At 34.2% G+C, this 19,710-nt stretch carries 14 protein-coding genes; 7 read left to right on the forward strand and 7 right to left on the reverse strand.

The window, feature by feature from the left end; translation table 11 throughout:
* Positions 1-47: 47 nt before the first annotated feature.
* The 5 genes from EG348_RS15820 to pnuC all read right to left on the reverse strand — a co-directional run bounded on the left by EG348_RS15820 (position 48) and on the right by pnuC (position 6,169).
* The gene (locus tag EG348_RS15820; RefSeq protein WP_123983954.1) at positions 48-2,636 is read right to left on the reverse strand and encodes a TonB-dependent receptor domain-containing protein; all 2,589 of its coding nucleotides are present in this window, start codon (positions 2,634-2,636) and stop codon (positions 48-50) included.
* Positions 2,637-2,803: 167 nt separating this feature from the next.
* Positions 2,804-3,829, reverse strand: a complete 1,026-nt coding sequence (mltG, locus tag EG348_RS15825) for an endolytic transglycosylase MltG (protein WP_123983955.1) — start codon at positions 3,827-3,829, stop codon at positions 2,804-2,806.
* A 30-nt stretch (positions 3,830-3,859) separates the two neighbouring features.
* Complete coding sequence (dapF, locus tag EG348_RS15830; RefSeq protein WP_123983956.1) at positions 3,860-4,627, reverse strand: diaminopimelate epimerase; 768 nt, start codon at positions 4,625-4,627, stop codon at positions 3,860-3,862.
* A gap of 184 nt (positions 4,628-4,811) precedes the next feature.
* Positions 4,812-5,495 (reverse strand): hypothetical protein, encoded by a 684-nt coding sequence (locus EG348_RS15835; protein WP_123983957.1) that lies wholly within the window; start codon positions 5,493-5,495, stop codon positions 4,812-4,814.
* Complete coding sequence (pnuC, locus tag EG348_RS15840) at positions 5,492-6,169, reverse strand: nicotinamide riboside transporter PnuC (protein ID WP_123983958.1); 678 nt, start codon at positions 6,167-6,169, stop codon at positions 5,492-5,494. The genes EG348_RS15835 and pnuC overlap by 4 nt, the downstream gene beginning before the upstream one ends.
* A gap of 165 nt (positions 6,170-6,334) precedes the next feature.
* Between pnuC and EG348_RS15845 the strand changes: the two genes are divergently transcribed.
* The 5 genes from EG348_RS15845 to EG348_RS15865 all read left to right on the forward strand — a co-directional run bounded on the left by EG348_RS15845 (position 6,335) and on the right by EG348_RS15865 (position 12,605).
* Positions 6,335-7,876: an APC family permease gene (locus EG348_RS15845; RefSeq protein ID WP_123983959.1), complete on the forward strand. Its 1,542-nt coding sequence runs from the start codon at positions 6,335-6,337 to the stop codon at positions 7,874-7,876.
* A 58-nt stretch (positions 7,877-7,934) separates the two neighbouring features.
* Positions 7,935-8,957 (forward strand): WD40/YVTN/BNR-like repeat-containing protein, encoded by a 1,023-nt coding sequence (locus EG348_RS15850; RefSeq protein ID WP_123983960.1) that lies wholly within the window; start codon positions 7,935-7,937, stop codon positions 8,955-8,957.
* A gap of 78 nt (positions 8,958-9,035) precedes the next feature.
* Positions 9,036-9,947, forward strand: a complete 912-nt coding sequence (locus EG348_RS15855) for a sialate O-acetylesterase (protein ID WP_123983961.1) — start codon at positions 9,036-9,038, stop codon at positions 9,945-9,947.
* Between the two features lie 90 nt (positions 9,948-10,037).
* Positions 10,038-11,396, forward strand: coding sequence for an oxygen-independent coproporphyrinogen III oxidase (gene hemN, locus EG348_RS15860; protein WP_123983962.1), 1,359 nt, complete (start codon positions 10,038-10,040; stop codon positions 11,394-11,396).
* A gap of 3 nt (positions 11,397-11,399) precedes the next feature.
* Positions 11,400-12,605 carry a hypothetical protein gene (locus EG348_RS15865; protein WP_123983963.1) on the forward strand — a complete coding sequence of 402 codons (1,206 nt, stop codon included), beginning with the start codon at positions 11,400-11,402 and terminating at the stop codon, positions 12,603-12,605.
* A 12-nt stretch (positions 12,606-12,617) separates the two neighbouring features.
* On the opposite strand, the gene EG348_RS15870 is transcribed toward EG348_RS15865, so the two are convergent.
* Complete coding sequence (locus tag EG348_RS15870; protein WP_123983964.1) at positions 12,618-13,988, reverse strand: PQQ-dependent sugar dehydrogenase; 1,371 nt, start codon at positions 13,986-13,988, stop codon at positions 12,618-12,620.
* Between the two features lie 217 nt (positions 13,989-14,205).
* Here EG348_RS15870 and secD point away from each other — a divergent pair, with 217 nt between their 5' ends.
* Together secD and EG348_RS15880 are read left to right on the forward strand one after the other, a co-directional pair.
* Complete coding sequence (secD, locus tag EG348_RS15875; RefSeq protein ID WP_123983965.1) at positions 14,206-17,118, forward strand: protein translocase subunit SecD; 2,913 nt, start codon at positions 14,206-14,208, stop codon at positions 17,116-17,118.
* A gap of 175 nt (positions 17,119-17,293) precedes the next feature.
* A complete protein-coding gene (locus EG348_RS15880; RefSeq protein ID WP_123983966.1) occupies positions 17,294-18,514 on the forward strand; it encodes a TCR/Tet family MFS transporter in 1,221 nt (406 codons plus the stop codon).
* A gap of 69 nt (positions 18,515-18,583) precedes the next feature.
* On the opposite strand, the gene EG348_RS15885 is transcribed toward EG348_RS15880, so the two are convergent.
* Positions 18,584-19,525 (reverse strand): hypothetical protein, encoded by a 942-nt coding sequence (locus EG348_RS15885; protein WP_123983967.1) that lies wholly within the window; start codon positions 19,523-19,525, stop codon positions 18,584-18,586.
* Positions 19,526-19,710 lie beyond the last annotated feature (185 nt).

Genomic DNA, 19,710 nt, shown 5'->3' on the forward strand with positions numbered 1-19,710 from the left:
CCGAAATAAATTTTATTTCGGGATTTTTTATGATTATATTTTATCTCTTACATCGGAGCTTGTTCATCCCCGCCTGTATCATTGGCGTTAATATCTTTTTTCTTCTTAGGCTGTTCTATTTTCTCTCCTTGTTTGAACCTGTATGTCAAAGCAATTGAAAACTGTCTAGGTTGCCATTGCATATAATTACGGCGAGTAAAATCACTGCTATAAGTATAAACTTCTCGGCTTCTTGTATTGAAAATATCTTGAATGTTGAAGTTAATTGTTCCATCACCTTTCCAAATAGTCTTAGAAATTCCCAAGTTCAATGCATACATATCTTGAGTATCTTGGCTTGCAGTTTTCTGAGCACCTCTGTAGAATCCTTGTAATTGAACACTAAGGGTTTTATCAAGCTTAAAAGTTGTATTTAAACGAGCTCTTGTAGAAAAGCCATCACCCGTAAAATCCATTGAATTCTGCTTCTCATTTCCTTGTGCATCTTTTGTTGTATAATAAGCTATACCTGTAGTTTTATAACCAAACACATCTAAACTACCCATTATTTTGAACCAACTGAACGGATCATAAGTAAAGTTAAGATCTAAACCATAACGATCGTCATTTCCAAGATTGATTGGTTTTGTATAGAAAACGTTTTGGCTTTCATCTGGTCTGTAAATCAACATTTTAGTATCCTCAGTAGCATGTCTGTAATAAAGAGTAGGATTAACAGTAAATTTCTTTCTTGAAATATTATAACCTACTTCGTATGAATCTACATAAGAAGGATTTAAGTCGATATTACCTTCAAAAATATTTTGATTGTTGCTGTAGTTAGGGAAAGGGATCATAAAGAAAGATCTAGGTCTGTCTATTCTTCGTGAATAGTTAACCAAGATTTGGTTATCTTTAGAAACATCATAACTTAAAAATACACTAGGGAATAAGTTATTATAATTTTTAGTTTTATTAAGAGGTACAAAATTAGGATCAAGATTGTCATAATTGATCTTCACATTTGACAGTTCATCTCTTAAGCCTAATTGGTATCCAAAGTTTCCTACTTTACTTTTGAATTGTAAATAGAACGCATTGAACATTTCTCTATATTCTGTTTTATTATTATAACTTGGAATAAAAGGATTGTTTGATGTACTGCTAACAAAATTATCGTAATCATTATTATTTACATCTATTCTGTAACCTGCTTCAAGTTTAGATTGCTCTCCAATTGGAAGTTCATAATCTGCCTTTCCTACAACAGTTTTATTGACCGATTTTCTACTTGTAATATCTTCGAATACAGGCAGATAGTTTTCAGTTTCAAGAATAGTGGAATTATTGTTACTTCTATTTCTTTGAAGACTTAATGATAATGATAAATTGTGACCATTATCATTAAATTTATGATCTAAACCTAAATCTCCTTGAAACGCTAAATTTGTATTTCTTCCAGTAGAATTTCTCTGTCCAAAAGAATTCATAGCATTCCAAGAATTTGAATCTTTATTATATCTGAAAAAATCATTATATGTATTCAAAAGCTCATTACTATCACCTTCAAAAGTTCTTACAACACCAGATAAATTAACAGATGTTTTTGGAGAAATATCATATACAAAACCAGCACTTAAGTTATAATTATTGTTGTAACTTTTATTTGTTGAGTTTTGCAATTGGTGAGATTGTATATCGTCAGGTTGTGTAAAAGGAGACGCACTCGGATTTACATTTGGGAATACGATATTATTATAGGTAGTTTCAGTATCATTCTTACTTTTATTTTCAGAATATCCTCCGCCACCATTCAGAAACCATGTCCAGTTATTCTTTCTCCAGCTTAGGTTGGTGTTAAGGTTTGTTCTAGGAAGGTATCCTAATGTACCAGTAATATTACCATTGAAGCCTACTTTTTTATTCTTTTTAAGAATGATATTTAGAATCCCGGAAGTTCCACTTGCTTCAAATTTTGAAGAAGGGTTTGTAATTACTTCAATTCTTTCAATCTGATCAGCCGGAATACTTTGTAATGCGTTAGCTCCATCGTCAATTCCTAAAAGAGCAGACGGTTTTCCGTTGATCAAAAATTTTACGTTTGTACTACCTCTCATAGAAACAGTTCCATCAGTATCCACAGAAACAGAAGGTACATTAGAAAGAACATCTTGAAGATTTCCTCCTTTACTTACAATATCCTGCGATGGATCATAGGTTCTTTTATCTAATTCAACTTTATAAGGCTTTGTAGTTGGCGCAGTAAGCACAATTCCTTCAATATCCTGAGTTTTAACGTTTGTAGCGCTTTTTTCAGGTTCGATAGATAAAGCTCCGATGTTTCCGGCTGCTGAAATTTGCTTGTTGATAAGACTTTTCTTGTAATCGATTGCCTCGATCGTAATGTCGTAATTTCCCGGAGTAAGTTCTAGCTTATACTGTCCTTTCTCATCGGTAAGGGTAGCATCACTGAATAATTTATTTTGTTTGTTACTGAATGTCACTGAAGCATAAGGAACGGGTTGGTTGCTTTTATTGACCACCGTCCCCGAAATACCTACCTTCTCCTGGCCAAAAGCAAAAGCAGCTGCCGAAAGTACAAAAGTAAGCCCTAAGGTTTTTTTTGTGAAAATGTTAATGATTTCCGTCTGATTCATAAGGTATTGTTTGTGTAAAATCGTGAAAGATCTTTCTTAATATTATGAAATCGTTAATTATGTAGATTTCAAAATAGTAAGGTTAGTTTATTATTTGTAATGTATATGTCGCTTTTGGAAGCTAAATGTTAATTATTAATTTGTTAAAATAAAGTTAAATTTATTTATTATTTTATATTTTTTGAATTCAACCAATCCTGATATGCTTTTGCATTGATGGCATGCTCTTCAGCACTTGCCGTGAATTTATGATATCCAAATCTTGCAGGATCTGCACACATAAAGATAAAGTTGTTATTTTCTGCATTTAAAACAGCATCAACTGAGCTTTTATCTACCACACAAATTGGCCCTGGTGGAATTCCTTTATTGGCATACGTATTATATGGAGACGGAGTTGTCAAATGCTTATAGAAAACTCTTTTTATAGGATCTTTAAAATTAGTTTGCTTATTGATGGCATAAATTACAGTAGGGTCAGATTGTAATTTCATTCCTTTTCTGTAACGGTTTAAATACAATCCTGCGATTGTCTTCATTTCATCCTTCTTTCCTCCCGATTCTTTATAGACAATAGAAGCCAACGCATAGATTTGATCTCTTGTTAAGCTGGATTGCTGCTCTTTAGCCTTCCTTTCGCTGTTCCAAAACTCGTTGTACTGACTGTCAAACTTGTTAAAGAATTCTTTTGGAGTTACCGTCCAGAAAAAATTATAGGTATCGATGAAGAAATATTTTTTCAGATCTTCAGCGTTATTATATCCTTTTTCTACTGCAATAGCATTAAGGTCATTCACAAATTTTAAAGAATCCAGTTCTGTTTTCTTGGTTACCTTACCAACCATTTGATAAATATCTCCAAAATCACCAATTCTAAAAGTATTCTCGGTCTGGTTTCCGGCTTTGATCATATTAACCAAGTTGGTGTTTCCTGTTCCGATTTGGATGTGGTAGCGACCGGCTTTTAAATATTTATCAAGATCTTTATCTTTTGCCACATCTTCGAAAGATTCTTTATTTTTAATATATGGAGCAATAGAATCTAATACCTGTTTAAAACTGGCATTATGAGGGATCAAAACATATCCGTCTTTTTCTACGTTGTTTCCGTAATATTTTGTATAAAATCTAAAACCAAAAAATCCTGCTATTACGATAATGAGCAGAATGATAATGAGAATAGCTTTTTTCATTATTAAAATTGATTAAAAGTTTTGTTGTTTTTAAATAAGATCTACTTTCCCTCTAAAAACCTGTTTTGCGGGACCTTCTAACCAAATATTCTGGAAAGAGTCTCCGTTTTTTTCAGCATAAACTTTAAGGTTTCCACCTAAAGTTTTAACTTTTACAGAGATTAGATTATGTTTTTGCAGAAAAGTTAAAGCAGAAGCAGTAACTCCTGTTCCGCAACTGTAAGTTTCGTCCTCAACGCCTCGTTCATAGGTTCTTACGAAAATTTCGTCATCAGCATTTTTTTCAACAAAATTGACGTTGATGCCTTCTTCTTTATAATTTTCAGAATATCTGATGTTATTTCCTTCTGCAAAAACGTTGTAATTCACAATATCTTCAACATATTTTACATAGTGTGGCGAACCGGTATTCATCACAGTATCTTCACCGTCATTGGAGATCGTTTTTACATCAATCATTTTAAGTTTAATGATTCCGTTATGGATTTCGGCTTCATGATCACCATCGATCGCGATGAATTTGCATTTATCTTCAAAAATATCAAGGAAAAAAGCAAAAGCTACAAGACATCTTCCACCATTTCCGCACATGGTGCTTTCTCCACCGTCAGAATTATAATACACCATTTTAAAATCATAACCGTCTTCATTTTCCAATAAAATAAGACCATCAGCTCCGATTCCGAAACGTCTGTCACACAATTTTTTAATTGTATTTTTGTCTTTAGGAAACTGTAGATCACGATTGTCGATCATTACAAAATCATTTCCTGTACCTTGATATTTATAAAATTCCATTTTTTTATCTACTGTTTTGTTTAAAATTTAACCATTAAGAATAGTATTAATTCAACTTCTTACTATCTAAATTAAAGTTAAAAAGATTCTAAATATTTTGCCTAAAATATAAACGTGCAAAATTACTATATTTAAAACAAAAAACGAACAGTGTTAGCTGTCCGTTTTCTTATTTATAATCGTTTTATCTAAAACCGCCTCCGGTTGATCTCGTGGGAGTTGTAGTTTGTGGAGTGCTCTGTGAGCCTGAACTGTTTCTAAATCCTCCGCTGTTGCTGTTTGACGAGCTATTGTTTCTAAATCCACCACTGTTGTTATTTTGTGGTGCGGGAGTAGTTGGTTGCTGATTTCTGAATCCTCCACTGTTGCTGTTATTCGCTGGTGGTGTACTGTTTCTAAAACCTCCATTATTACCATTACTTGCAGGCGGCGTTGTATTTCTGAAACCTCCGCTGTTATTTTGGTTAGTTCCGGAATTGGAGTTTCTGAATCCTCCGTTGTTATTTCCGTTATTTCTAAATCCGTTTCCGTTATTATTTCTGTTTGAATTTGAATTTGTAGGGAATCCGTTATTAGGACGTTGCGTAGTTGTCGTAGTTCTTCTTTCTACATAAACTTTTCTTCGGTTATCTCCGTAATAGTAAGGTCTGCCGTTATCATAATAATAATTGTAATCATTTCTGTAATAATATCCGTCATTACCATAATATCCACCACCACCGTAGTAGCCTTGTGGGGCATAATAATATCCGTTATTATAATATGGATCTCCGTAACCATTGTTTGCATATCCGTCAGAATAGGCAAGACAAGATGTTAAGCTTGTTATAACGAAAATACTTAATGCAATTTTTAATAAATTTTTCATGACTTTATTGTACTTTTTTCTTTTAAACTTTTTTTCCAACTGACGTATCCTAAGATCGCCATTCTAGTAAATACCAAATATTGAACCGAAGTGATACCAAGACCCTTAAAAATCATCATCGGCATGCAAATAAAATCTCCTATGATCCAGAAAATCCAGTTCTCAATGCGCTGTTTGGCCATAAACCACATCCCCACTAAAAATATGGAAGTGGTGATAACATCCAGCCAATTTGCCCAATCAAGATGATATAAACCTAAGTTGGTGCCCTCCATTGAAAATTGATTATCTATGTAAGGTTTATAATAATATATGATAGTAACTAAAAGTAGACTTATTATGAAAAGAAAGATTGCAAAAATCCATTCTTTTTTTGTTGCCCAAGAAACATCTACATGAATGTGATCTTTGGAATTCTTCGCCCATAGAACCCAGCCGTAAACACTCATCGCCGTATAATAAACGTTGATCATACAATCTCCCAATAATCCGAAGTTGAAAAGAATGTAAACATAAATTAATGTAGAAACAATACCGGTAGGGTACACCCAAATGTTTTTCTTGATGGAAAAATAAACACTTAAAATTCCGAAGACCGTTCCGCCGGCTTCTAACAGAATTTGTAAATCAGTATAGCTCTCATACGGTTTTACGAAAAGATCGTATAAATTCATGAGGTCAAAAATAAACAAAAATTCACACACCTGAAAATGCCTTAAATTATATGTGAATCAGATTTTTAAGTTTTAAAATTTAAAATAAATGACGAAAGTTTGCCAATAAACGTTAGTATTTCTAAATTTTTTATATTTTCGTAAATCTTTAATAAATAATAAAATATGTCTAAAATTTGGGTTAAAAAACCGATGAGCGCCTATGAAGCTGATATCAAAAAGAGTGAGCTGAAACGCGTTCTTGGAAAATGGAGCCTTACTGCTATTGGAATCGGAGCAATTATCGGAGGAGGAATTTTTGTATTGACGGGAACAGGAGCTTATTATAATGCAGGGCCTGCATTAGCTTTGTCATTTGTAATCGCAGGAATTGCCTGTGTATTTGCAGCTTTGTGTTATGCAGAATTTGCATCAATACTTCCCGTAGAAGGTTCGGCTTATGCTTACGCTTATGGAACGGTAGGAGAGATCTTCGCATGGATCATCGGTTGGGGATTGATTCTCGAATATGCAATGGGATCGATGACCGTTGCGGTATCATGGTCTGGATATTTCGCCAAACTCCTCAAAATGTTTGGGTTACATTTGCCGAATTGGCTTACGACGGATCCACAAACGTATTGGGCTGCAGGAAACACTGGTTTTTCAATGAATTTACCGGCATTTTTTATCGTTTTATTTGTAATCTCAATTTTAGTGAGAGGAACAAAAGGAGCGGCAAAAGCAAATAACTTTATCGTTATCCTTAAAGTTTCGGCTATTATTTTCGTGATTATTGCAGGATCATTTATTATTTTCGGTTCTGCTGATCCGTTTAAAAACTGGATTCCTTTCATCCCTGAAGCTACAACCATTACAGAAGGCGGAGTCTCGCATTCTGCTTACGGTATAGGTGGAGTGGTTGCAGGAGCATCTGCTATTTTCTTTGCCTATGTAGGATTTGATGCAGTTTCCACACAAGCCGGAGAAGCTATTAATCCTAAAAAGGACGTTCCTTTTGCTATTATTACTTCATTGGTAATCTGTACACTTTTATATATTTTGGTCTCTCTTGTGTTAACGGGAATGATGCATTACACAGATTTCAATCCTCTAGGTAAATATCCTGATGCCATCAAAGCTCCTGTAGCTTACGCATTTGATATTGCCGGATATGCTTGGGCTGGTTACATCATTACGATTGCAGCGACGGTTGGTTTAATCTCAGTATTAATGGTAATGATCATGGGACAATCAAGAATCTTCTTGGGAATGTCCAAAGATGGTCTTATTCCTGCTACTTTCTCAAAAGTAAACCCTAAAACTGGGGTACCAACGAAAAATCTTATTATTTTAGGAGGTGTAATTTCTGTTATTGCTTCTTTAACACCAATTAATGACCTAGCTCACATGACCAGTTTCGGAACTCTATTTGCGTTCACAATGGTTTGCGTAGCAGTTTGGGTATTAAGAGTGAAAGAACCGAACTTACAGAGGAATTTCAAAGTTCCGGCTTTACCTTTAATCGCTTGTTTAGGTATTTTAATTAATGTTTATTTGATTTTCAACTTGAGTAGAGAAGCTAAATTATATTCTTTTGCTTGGTTAATTATCGGTTTCATTATTTATTTCCTATACAGTAAAAGAAACTCAAAACTTCAAAACGGAGGTTACGGAGAAACTTTTAAAGCTGAACAGGAGCCTTTAGAAAAACCTGATTTAGATTAATTAAAAAATATTCAACGTAAAATCCACAGAATTCTGTGGATTTTTTATTTTTGCTAATATGAAAAAGCTTTTACCATTTTTATTTTCTTTTCTGGGAATACTTACGTTTTCCCAACAAGTAGAAAGTCTGACAACTATTTTAAATGACAAAATAAGCATCCGCGCTTTGGAAGTTTACGATGGGAAAGTCTGGTACAGCGGAACAGATGCAAAGTTTGGTTTTGTTGATTTAAAGAATTTTAATAATCAAAAACAGATCAAATTATCTGAAAAGAAACTTCAATTCAGAACATTAGCTCAGGATAAAACTTCATTTTATGCTATAAATATTGAAAGTCCGGCTTACTTTTTTAAGATTGATAAAAAAAGTTTGAAATCACAAACGATATTTACAGATACTATAAAAACTGCTTTTTATGATGCATTACATTTTGTAAACAATGACTTGGCATATGCATTCAGTGATTCTGATAAAGACAATAATTTAAAACTTGCTGTTTTTAATTCAAAAGGAAAAAATAAATGGTATGTGATTGAAAATGGGCGTAAATTAAATCCAGGTGAGGCCGCATTCGCTGCGAGTAACACAAATATTGCTTCAACTAAAAATTATCTGTGGATCGCAACAGGCGGAAAAGCATCGAGAATTTTAAGGTTAACATTTAAAAATGAAAAATTTGAGATATTTGAGACTTCATTTATTCAGGGAGAATCTTCTCAGGGAATGTATTCAATAGACTTTCTTAACGATAAATTCGGAGTTGCAGTTGGCGGAGATTATACAAAACAAGATGCAAATATCAATAATATTGCAACAACTAACGATGGCGGAAAAACCTGGCAGATTCAAGCCTCTGGACAGAATGCTGGATATACAACTTGTGTAAAAATTAAACCAAATTCTAAAGGAAAAGAAATTATTTCCGTTGGAGATCAACACATCAGTTATTCCTCAGATTTTGGAAAAACCTGGAAGAAAATTTCTGATGAAAAAGGATTTTTTGTCTGCAAATGGCTAAATAAAAATACAATCGTTTTGGCTGGAAAAGACAAAATATCTTTGTTTAAATTAAAATTTTAAATTTTTCATATAGAGTTTATCTCTTTGGAAACTTTTCATTAAAACTTTCTTCAACTTAATTTTGGTTAAAATTTCTGCATGAAAAACTTTAAAATATTCTTTCTTTTAATAATTCCGACTTTATTTTATACTCAAAAGATCAGAGTTTTTATTTTGGCAGGACAATCCAATATGAATGGTTTCGGTTACAATAAAGATCTTCCGAGTGATTTGAAAAATTTTAAAGATGTCTATATTTTTCAGGGAAATTCTGTTCCGGATGGGGATTTGAATGGCGGAACAGGAAAATGGGACGTTTTAAAACCAGGACACGGAACCGGATTTAAAACAGATGGAAAAACAAATATGCTTTCAGACAGATTCGGTTTAGAAATCACTTTCGCGAAAAGAATGAAAGAACTTTTCCCAAATGATAAAATTGCTTTGATAAAATATGCTAGAGAAGGAACTTCCATCGACAGCCTCGCTGCTGCCAATTTTGGATGCTGGGATGCAGATTTTAACGGAAAGAACGGAATCAATCAATACGATAACTTTTTAAAAACCGTAAAAAATGCTTTATCTGAAGCGGATATCGACGGAAACAGCAAAAAAGATGAATTGATACCTTCAGGAATTCTTTGGATGCAAGGTGAAAGTGATGCAGGTTTCACAGAAGAAATTGCCAATAATTATTATGGTCATTTAAAAGTATTGATGAATCAAATGAGAGCGACTTTATTAATCGATGATCTGCCCGTTGTGATCGGAAAAATCTCAGATTCCGGGAAGAATGAAGCCGGGAAAGTTTGGCCGACAGGCGAGTTGGTGCAATATGCTCAGGAAAAGTTTGTGAAGAATGATAAAAATGCTGCGATCATCCGATCAACGGTAAAATATAATTACGGAAATGACCCTTGGCACTATGACAGTGCGGGTTACATCGATTTGGGGAAGAATTTTGCGGATGCGGTATTTAGACTCATTATAAATTTCGAAAAGAAACCCTAATATAATTCATGATTTAAAATTCATAAGTTATATTTAATTTTGCAATATGAAATTCCTTTTGGAGTTCCATTTTAAAAATTTACATTTTCAATGAATTCTTTAATAGATAAATATAATATTCCGGGACCTCGTTACACGTCTTATCCTACTGTTCCTTATTGGGACGAAAGCACTTTTTCGCCTGAGAAATGGAAAGAAAGCGTAATACGGTCATTTAAGGAAAGTAATGCAGCGGAAGGAATTTCTATTTACATCCATTTGCCTTTCTGTGAGGCTTTGTGTACGTTTTGTGCGTGTCACAAGCGTATTACAAAACAACATAGCGTAGAAACACCTTATTTAGAAAGTGTTTTAAAAGAATGGAAGCTTTATCTGGAACTTTTTAATGAAAAACCAAAATTAAAAGAACTTCATTTAGGTGGAGGAACACCAACATTTTTCTCTCCTAAAAACTTGAAAACTTTATTGGAAGGTATTTTTGAAAGTGTAGAAATTGCAGAACATCCTGAATTTTCTTTCGAAGGTCACCCAAATAATACGACGAAAGATCATCTTCAAACTTTGTATGATCTAGGTTTCAGAAGGGTAAGTTTTGGAGTTCAGGATTATGATCCTAAAGTTCAGAAAGCGATCAACAGAATTCAGCCTTTTGAAAATGTGAAAAATGTGACGGAATGGGCTAAAGAAATTGGATACAGAGGGATCAGTCACGATTTGGTTTTCGGACTTCCGCATCAGACTTGGGAAGCGATGGAACATACAATTCGTAAAACAATGGAATTAAAGCCGGATCGTCTGGCGTTTTATTCTTATGCGCACGTTCCGTGGGTTAAAGGTGTAGGACAGAGAGGCTTTGATGAAAATGATTTGCCAAGCGGAGAAGAAAAACGTCGTTTGTATGAAGATGGGAAAAAATTATTGGAAGATTTAGGATATATTGAAGTTGGGATGGATCATTTTTCTCTTGAACATGATGATCTGTATCAATCATTGATTCAGAAAAAGCTTCACAGAAACTTTATGGGATATACTTCAAGCAATACCCAATTGATGGTTGGTCTTGGAATGTCTTCTATTTCTGATTCCTGGTATGCTTTTGCTCAGAATGTAAAAACAGTGGAAGAGTATCAGAAAACGGTTGAAGAAGGCGAAATTCCTGTGGTAAAAGGGCATATTTTAAATGAAGAAGATCTGACTGTAAGAAGGCATATTTTGAATTTAATGTGTCAGCTTGAAACAACTTTTGATGCTCAAAACTCTTTCCCTGAGCTGGAAAATGCTTTTGAAATGCTTAAAGAAATGGAAAAAGACGAGTTGGTTGAAATTCATGATAATCAGATAAAAATTACTGAAAAAGGACGAGCATTTACAAGAAACGTTGCGATGGTTTTTGACCTTAGAATGATGAGAAATAAGCCTGAGACAAGAATTTTCTCAATGACGATCTAGTCTATGAAGGGGAAAGTTCTGCTTGCTTTACTTTATTTCTATGCACTGATTTTCAGTGTTCTAAAAACGATAAGATTTCCGAATGAGTGGTCAGAAGCACATTGGTTGATCGATTATCGTTTCGGATTTATTAAAAGAGGTCTTGCAGGACAAATATTTGGTTTCTTTTTTCAGAAAAATGAATTTAATATTTTGTTGGTTTCAGCAGTAATATTATTGATTCTTTATGGATGTATATATTTTATTGTCTTAAAGCAGACGAATAATCTTTCGCAAAACATCTATCGGGTAGTATTTTATTTAGTTTTCTTTCTGTCGCAGTATATTGTTTTAAGCGCTCATATAATTGGTTACTTTGACCATATTGTTTTTTTATTGACCATATTGATTATTTATCTAATAAGAAAAAATCTGATCTTTCTTTCATCAATATTGGTCTGTATAAGTTTGCTGATTCATGAAATATCTTTTTTCCTGACAATTCCTATTTCTCTTTTTGCTTTAATTGTTGCAGCAATGTCTAATGAAAAATTTTCTTTCAACGAAGTTTTTAATTTACAATTATTAAAGAAAAGCATCTTGTTTCTGGGGCTTCCTGCTGTTTTGATGTTTTTCTTATCATATTATCAGGAAATTTATGGGAAGGAAAATTACTTAAGTCTGTTTAATTATCTTAAGGCTTCAGGATTTATTAAAAAAGATATTGCAGATCTGGTAGCAACTTCATACACTGAAAAATTTACATATTATTTAGAAACAGAGAGTAAAAGTTTTGTTATAAAAATGATTTATCATAAATCTTTTGCTTTTAGTCTTCCGATTCTGTTTTTGCTGTTTATTGTTTATAAAGAATACCAAAGAATAGGTTTGCCTTTATTTTTTCTGTTCATAATCGCTGTTTTATCGCCATTATTACTTCATTTCGTTGCTTGGGATACCTATAGAATCTGGGCTTTCCCTTATATGACGATGTTTTTGGGATATTGGATCTTGAATGTGAAATTTAAAAATAGTACAGATCAGTTTGAACAATTTCCTGTTGTATTAATGATAATTTCAGCGTTGGTAATGGTTTTCTTAGCAATAACTCAACCCGATTTATTTGACTTTGAAGTTGCAAGATTTTCTTTAATTGAAAGAATATTGATGTTAATTCCAATCCTTGCGGGATTTGGGTATTATATAAAAGCCCCAAAAAAAATATTCTGAGGCTTTTAATTTTTATTTAATAATCAATTTCTGACTGTAAGATTTCAGCTCCCCGGATTTTAAGTTAATATAATAAACTCCTGCAGGGATTCCTGTAATATCAATGCTGTTATCGCTGTTGATCTTCGCATTTTCAAGAACTTTTCTTCCTTCTGAGCTTATAATTTCGGCGGAAATATCTTTATCTTTCAAACCATCAATAAAAACTTTTTTAGAAGCAGGATTAGGATACACTTTGATTTGTTTCAAATTATTGTTTTCATTGGTAGATAAAGAAGCATCTGTTTTAATTTTAAAGATTTTCCCATTATTTACCGCTGCAACATAAAGTTCTTTTTGGCTGTCTTCTCCAAAAGTCGAAAAATTATTACCCGCAAATGAGGTTGTCCATGTAATCGCATTTCCGGAATCTAAAATCCCGATCTGCGGAGTACAGTAGTCACTGAAAATATATTTTCCCTGAAGAGCAGGATAAAGGGTTCCTCTGTAAACGTAGCCTCCGGTTATGGAGCATCTTCCTCCCGAATGATCATAAACCGCAACCGGAAAGGTCATTGTTGAAGCACTCTGGCAGCCTGATGTGTTATAAGCCGTATTTCCTTCATAACATCGCCATCCGTAGTTGATTCCGGCCTGTGTGAGCGGCATTCTGTTGATCTCTTCGATTTGCCCTTGCCCAACATCTGCGATCACTGCATTTCCTGTGGTAAGATCAAAAGACCATTTCCAGGCATTTCTAAGTCCGTAAGCCCAGATTTCGTCCAAGCCATCAACCGTTGAACCAATGAAGGGATTTCCTGCCGGGATATTGTATGCTCCTGTTGAATTAACATCAATTCTCAACATTTTTCCTAATAAAGAATTCTTGTTTTGGGCATTGTTGCCAGGGTCTCCGCCACTTCCACCATCTCCGGTGACGATCCATAAATTTCCGTCCGGTGCAAAATGAATACTTCCGCCATTGTGATTATCGAATGGTTTTGGAATGTTCAGTAAAATCTTTTCAGAATTAGGATCTGCAACATTAGGATCGGAAGTTACGGTGTATCTCGCAACGATAATATTTCCTGCTGTGTTGTTGTAATACACAAAAAAATACCCGTTCGCCGAGTATTGTGGATGGAATGCTAAACCTAAAAGTCCTCTTTCACCGCCATAAAGGATTTTAGAACCAATATTTAAGAAATTCGTGGCATTAATTGTCCCGTTTGGTTGAATAATTTTGATAATTCCGTTCTGTTGCACGACAAAAAGCCGACTGTCGTTGGCATTTGTGATTTCGACCGGAGCTGTAAGTCCGGTGGCAAATTCTTCCAAAATAATTGTTTGAGAATTAAGGATTAAGGAAGAAAAAATACTTGCCGCAAAAAGTAGTTTTTTCATAATATTTTGATATTTAGTGTGTTGAATTAAGTGCATGAAAATTCCGTACCAATCAAATTTAAAATATCATTATAATATAACATAAAAATTGATAAATCTTAAATAGAAGTGAAATAGCCGATATATCTGAAAATAAACGATTTCTGTTCTTAAAAATTCATAAAATATCAAGAAAATCATTATATTTGCCGACTTAATTTAACGTAGTTATAACAAAATGCAAGGAAAAGGACTTATTACAATTGTTGCTATTGTACTAGGGTTAATTTGCTTAAATGAGCTATTACCAACTTGGTACGCCAGCAAAATTGAAAAGCAGGCGACTGCTGTTGCAGGAGACAATCCGGAAAAGTATCAGAAAGAAATTGCAAGACTTTCTAAAGATACGCTGAACCTGGGATTCACAAAACTTTATTACACTAAAGCCAAAGACAAGGAAATGAAACTTGGTCTTGACTTGAAAGGTGGGATTAACGTTCTTTTGGAGATCAACCAAAGAGATTTGGTAAACGATCTTACAAATTACTCTACAAATCCTGTTCTTATCGAGGCTTTAAATAAAACTGATGAAGCGCAAAAGAATTCTACAAAATCTTACATCGATAATTTCTTCGATCAGTTTGATGCTGTAAACAGAGCTAAAGGAACAAATCTTAAACTTGCAGATCCGGAACTTTTCGGAAATACCAATTTATCAGAGATCAAGTATAATACTTCTGATGAGCAGGTAAAAAGCATCATTAAAAGAAGGATTGACCTTTCTGTAGGTACAGCTTTTGAGGTGATCAGAACCAGAATCGATAAAATGGGTGCGGTGCAGCCAAACGTTCAGAGAGTACCCGGTACGGCAAGAATTTCTGTTGAAATGCCTGGTATGAAAGATATCGACAAGGTGAAGAAAATGCTTCAGACTTCTGCAAAACTTCAGTTCTGGGAAGTACAACAAGCTCCTGAAGTGTATCCTTATTTCCAAACATTAGCTACGATGATCGCTGTAAAAGGTGATTCTATGGGAGTTGCTAAGAATGTCAACTTCATGAACATCATGCAGGGAGGTAAGTCTATGAGCCAAAGTGCTGTTGGAAGTGTAAAATTATCTGATACGGCTACTGTAAACAAAATCTTGAACAGCAAAGTTGGTCAGTCTTTACGTCCTTCAAACATTAAATATACACAGTTCCTTTGGGGTTACAAGCCTGAAGCTACAGATACTGAAAGTTTAGTATTGTATGCAATCAGAGGTAATATTAGCCAAAAAGCTCCTGTAGACGGTGCTGTTGAAACTGCAAGTATTAGCTATGATGAGCTAAGCAGAGTAGTAGTAGACATGCAGATGGATTCTAAAGGTGCTAAAGAATGGAAAACTTTAACTGAGAAAAACGTTGGTAAACCGGTTGCTGTAACATTGGATGGTAGAGTTTATACTGCGCCAAACGTTGTAGGCGCAATTCCTAACGGTAGAACTCAGATCTCTGGTAACTTCTCTCAGGAAGAAGCTAAAGAATTGGTTGACGTTCTAGGAGCTGGTAAATTACCTGCAGGTGCAAAAGTGGTTCAGGCTACTGTTGTAGGACCATCATTAGGACAAGAGTCTATTGATGCAGGGGTTATTTCATTTGCTATTGCATTCTTGATTATTATCGTTTATATCATTTTCTATTACGGTGGTGCAGGTGTGTACGCGGTAATTGCAATGATCATTAACTTATTCTATATTTTCGGAATCATGGATTCTGGAGACTTTACATTAACACTTCCTGGTATCGCGGGTATCGTTCTTACAATGGCCATGGCCGTGGATACGAACGTAATTATCTACGAAAGAACGAAGGAAGAATTATTTGCAGGTAAGAGCATTCTAGAAGCTTATAAAGATGGTTTCAAACATGCATTAAGTGCAATTGTTGATGGTCACTTAACGACGTTATTAACAGCAGGTGTACTATTCTTATTCGGAACGGGTCCTATTAAAGGATTTGCTTTAACGTTAGGAATTGGTATCTTAATGACATTCTTTACTTCAGTATTACTTTCAAGAGTAATGATCTTCTCAAGATTGAATAAAGGAAAACATCTTTCTGTTTGGACGCCTCCAACGAAAAACCTATTCAGAAATACTTGGATCGATTTCATCGGGAAAAGAAAATATGCATATATCATTTCTGCTGTATTAACAGTTGTTTGTATTGCTTCAATCGCTATTCACGGATTTAAATACGGAATCGACTTTACAGGTGGTAGAAACTACGTTGTAAGATTTGATAAAGCGGTAAATGCTGAGGATGTTGAACAGAACTTAGTAAAAGTTTTCAAAACTGAAGATGGTAAAAACTCTTCTGTTGAAGCTAAAACTTTTGGAAACGACATGCAATTAAAGATCTCTACAGATTATCTTATCGAAGACGAATCTTTAAAAGCTGACCAGACTGTAGAACAGAAATTATACGAAGGTTTAAAATCAAGCTTACCGGCTAATGTAACATTACATGATTTCAAATCTGCAGATAAAGAACATGCAGGAATTATTTCTTCTGAAAAAGTAGGACCTACAGTAGCAGACGATATCAAAACTCACGGTATTCTTGCAGTAGTAGCTGCATTGGGAGGTATTTTCTTATATATCTTATTAAGATTTAGAAAATGGCAATTCTCATTGGGTGCTGTTGCAGCATTGTTCCATGATGCGGTTATTATTTTGGGAGCTTATTCATTGCTTCACAAGTATATGCCTTTCAACATGGAGATCAATCAGGATTTCGTTGCAGCGATTCTTACAGTATTGGGTTATTCAATTAACGATACCGTTATTATCTTCGATAGAATTAGAGAGTATTTAAGAGAGAAGAAATCTCTGACGTTAGCAGGATTATTTGATGACTCTATTTCTAGTACATTAGGTAGAACGTTCAACACTTCATTTACAACGATCCTTGTAATTTTAGCGATCTTCATCTTTGGTGGAGATAACTTAAGAGGATTTATGTTTGCGATGTTGATCGGTATTGGATTTGGTACCTATTCATCCATATTCATTGCTTCGGCAATTGCGTATGACTTCCTTAAATCTGGAAAAGAAGATGAAGTACACGGAAAAACAACTACGACTAAAGAAGTACTTGCTTCAAAATAAGTATTACTACAATAAATAAGAAAAAGCCTTTCAATTTGAAAGGCTTTTTTTGTGGCTTAATATGTCAGTTTAATGATTATTATTTTAAAACTAATATCTAGCTTCTAAGATCTAACATCTAATTAATATAATTTAGAACCATTATTTTTCCCAATTTGATTATTTTTGCAGGATTATGGAAAATTCAAGGAAAAAAGCGGCCATAGGCTTTATATTTATAACGCTGTTGATTGACATTACAGGATGGGGAATCATCATTCCTGTTGTTCCCAAATTAATTGAGGAACTTATTCATGCAGACATCAGTGAAGCTGCCAAATATGGTGGCTGGTTAGGTTTTGCGTATGCTTTTACTCAATTTATATTTTCACCCGTTGTTGGAAATTTAAGTGATAAATATGGACGAAGACCTATTATTTTGATCTCTCTTTTCGGTTTTGCGATAGATTATATTTTCCTTGCGTTAGCTCCAACAATTTGGTGGCTCTTTTTAGGACGTATCATTGCTGGAATTACTGGAGCGAGCGTCACAACAGCCAGTGCTTACATTGCAGATATTTCTACGGATGAAGACCGAGCTAAAAACTTTGGTTTAATTGGAGCTGCTTTTGGATTAGGTTTCATTATTGGACCTGTTTTGGGTGGAGTTTTAGGACATTATGGAGCGAGAGTTCCTTTCTATGCGGCTGCAGGTTTGTGTTTGCTTAATTTCCTTTATGGATATTTCATTCTTCCCGAAAGTTTAGATAAAGATAAGCGTAGAGAATTTGATTGGAAACGTGCAAATCCTGTCGGATCATTTAAATTTTTAGGAAAGCATCCCGAAATTTCAGGATTGATTGTTGCCTTAATTTTAATCTATATTGCAGGACACGCTGTACAAAGTAATTGGAGTTTCTTTACAATGTATAAATTCAGCTGGACAGAAAGAATGGTCGGAATTTCCCTCGGAGTAGTTGGATTATTAGTAGGATTGGTTCAGGGAGTTTTAATAAGATGGACAACCCCAAGGCTAGGTGAACATAAAAGTATCTATTACGGATTAGCATTATACGCACTCGGAATGTTGTTATTTGCCTTTGCGACAGAAGGTTGGATGATGTTTGCTTTCCTGATCCCTTATTGCTTAGGTGGAATTTGTGGACCCGCACTTCAGTCGGTGATTACGAAAAGTGTTCCGGCAAATGAGCAGGGTGAGCTTCAGGGAGCATTAACGAGTTTGATGAGTGCAACTTCTATTGTTGGTCCCCCGATGATGACAAATCTGTTTTATTATTTTACGCATGATGAAGCACCTTTTAAATTCTCAGGAGCACCGTTTTTCCTAGCATTTTTATTGATGACAGCAAGTGTAGTTGCTACCTATTATGCTTTTCAAAAAAATAAAATAAAGTAACAAATCTTAAATAAATAAAAACAGGGAACCAAATTTTGGTTCCCTGTTTCGTTTGAAAGAATTTAGTAACTATGGATAAAGTGATTTTGTTCCGTTGCTTACGATGTTGCTTCCCAATCCTGAGAATGATACCGAAAAATTACTTGAATTAAAGCTTAAAGAACCCGTAGGAGTACAAAGTCCAAGAGCGTATCTGCATTGTCCGTAAGCTCCTGTTTTTTTAAGTACTTTACTTTCGCTTTTTGCTTTTCCTAAACTGATGTTTCCCCAATCGCTTACATCCACATTTGAAACAGATGATCCTGTATAGTAAATGGTAATTTGATATCCGATTTCACCTCTTTTAGATCCCCAAAGCCAATTTGCAGTCCACCATTGTTTGTACCATTTTGAAGATACTTTTGATGCTGCGTCATTTGAAACCTCAGAGTTTCCTCTTTTGTCCATCATGACCAATCCGCCAAGAATATTGTCCCAGATAATTCCCGAATCATTATAATAACATAATGTTGAGAATTTCTCTCCTTTATGATTCCAGCTGATCTCAAGCACGTTTGCGTTTGCTTTAATTTCTTCAACTGCCATTTCTTTTAATCCTTTTTGAGCGATCGATAAATCTTCACCTGAATTTAAGTTTTCTAATTTCCCGATCTTTACAGATTCCGGATCTAAAATATTTCCTGCTGCAACAAAATTGTCCTTTTGAGAAATTAAATTTTGTGAAAGAGAAACTCCTTTTTCAGTAGATAACTTGCCCAAAACAGCAATTCCTTCAATCTTTAGGTCATTCTTAAGATACTTTTCAATGTTCTTTTTCGATTCATCAAGTTGAATTTGAACAGCCTCAGGAATTACCTGTGATGATGGTATAATTTCCCTTTTTAGATCAGAAAGACTCACTTTTTCTGATGGATTTTCCTGCAAGACCTGATTGTTTTCGTCCTGACAACTGGTAAGCGTTAATACCGCTAAAACGGCAAAAACCTTACATGTAGTTAGTAGTTTTTTCATAATAAAATATTTAAATGTTTTGTGTGTAATAAATTTACTTAAAATTGTAATATAATTCTCTTTGATTGGAATTAATTATTTGTTAAATATTATAAAGTGCTAAGAAAGAATGCGTACACGATAATTTAGTCATGAAAAAAAGAATTGTTAAGAATTTTATTTAATTAAAAAAAACTTCAAATTAA

The organism is Chryseobacterium sp. G0201 (assembly GCF_003815655.1).
GTDB lineage: Bacteria > Bacteroidota > Bacteroidia > Flavobacteriales > Weeksellaceae > Chryseobacterium.

Coding starts and splice junctions, on each gene's coding strand:
- EG348_RS15820 (WP_123983954.1), bottom strand. CDS start 2,636: ATGAATCAGACGGAAATCATTAACATTTTCACAAAAAAAACCTTAGGG.
- mltG (WP_123983955.1), bottom strand. CDS start 3,829: ATGAAAAAAGCTATTCTCATTATCATTCTGCTCATTATCGTAATAGCA.
- dapF (WP_123983956.1), bottom strand. CDS start 4,627: ATGGAATTTTATAAATATCAAGGTACAGGAAATGATTTTGTAATGATC.
- EG348_RS15835 (WP_123983957.1), bottom strand. CDS start 5,495: ATGAAAAATTTATTAAAAATTGCATTAAGTATTTTCGTTATAACAAGC.
- pnuC (WP_123983958.1), bottom strand. CDS start 6,169: ATGAATTTATACGATCTTTTCGTAAAACCGTATGAGAGCTATACTGAT.
- EG348_RS15845 (WP_123983959.1), top strand. CDS start 6,335: ATGTCTAAAATTTGGGTTAAAAAACCGATGAGCGCCTATGAAGCTGAT.
- EG348_RS15850 (WP_123983960.1), top strand. CDS start 7,935: ATGAAAAAGCTTTTACCATTTTTATTTTCTTTTCTGGGAATACTTACG.
- EG348_RS15855 (WP_123983961.1), top strand. CDS start 9,036: ATGAAAAACTTTAAAATATTCTTTCTTTTAATAATTCCGACTTTATTT.
- hemN (WP_123983962.1), top strand. CDS start 10,038: ATGAATTCTTTAATAGATAAATATAATATTCCGGGACCTCGTTACACG.
- EG348_RS15865 (WP_123983963.1), top strand. CDS start 11,400: ATGAAGGGGAAAGTTCTGCTTGCTTTACTTTATTTCTATGCACTGATT.
- EG348_RS15870 (WP_123983964.1), bottom strand. CDS start 13,988: ATGAAAAAACTACTTTTTGCGGCAAGTATTTTTTCTTCCTTAATCCTT.
- secD (WP_123983965.1), top strand. CDS start 14,206: ATGCAAGGAAAAGGACTTATTACAATTGTTGCTATTGTACTAGGGTTA.
- EG348_RS15880 (WP_123983966.1), top strand. CDS start 17,294: ATGGAAAATTCAAGGAAAAAAGCGGCCATAGGCTTTATATTTATAACG.
- EG348_RS15885 (WP_123983967.1), bottom strand. CDS start 19,525: ATGAAAAAACTACTAACTACATGTAAGGTTTTTGCCGTTTTAGCGGTA.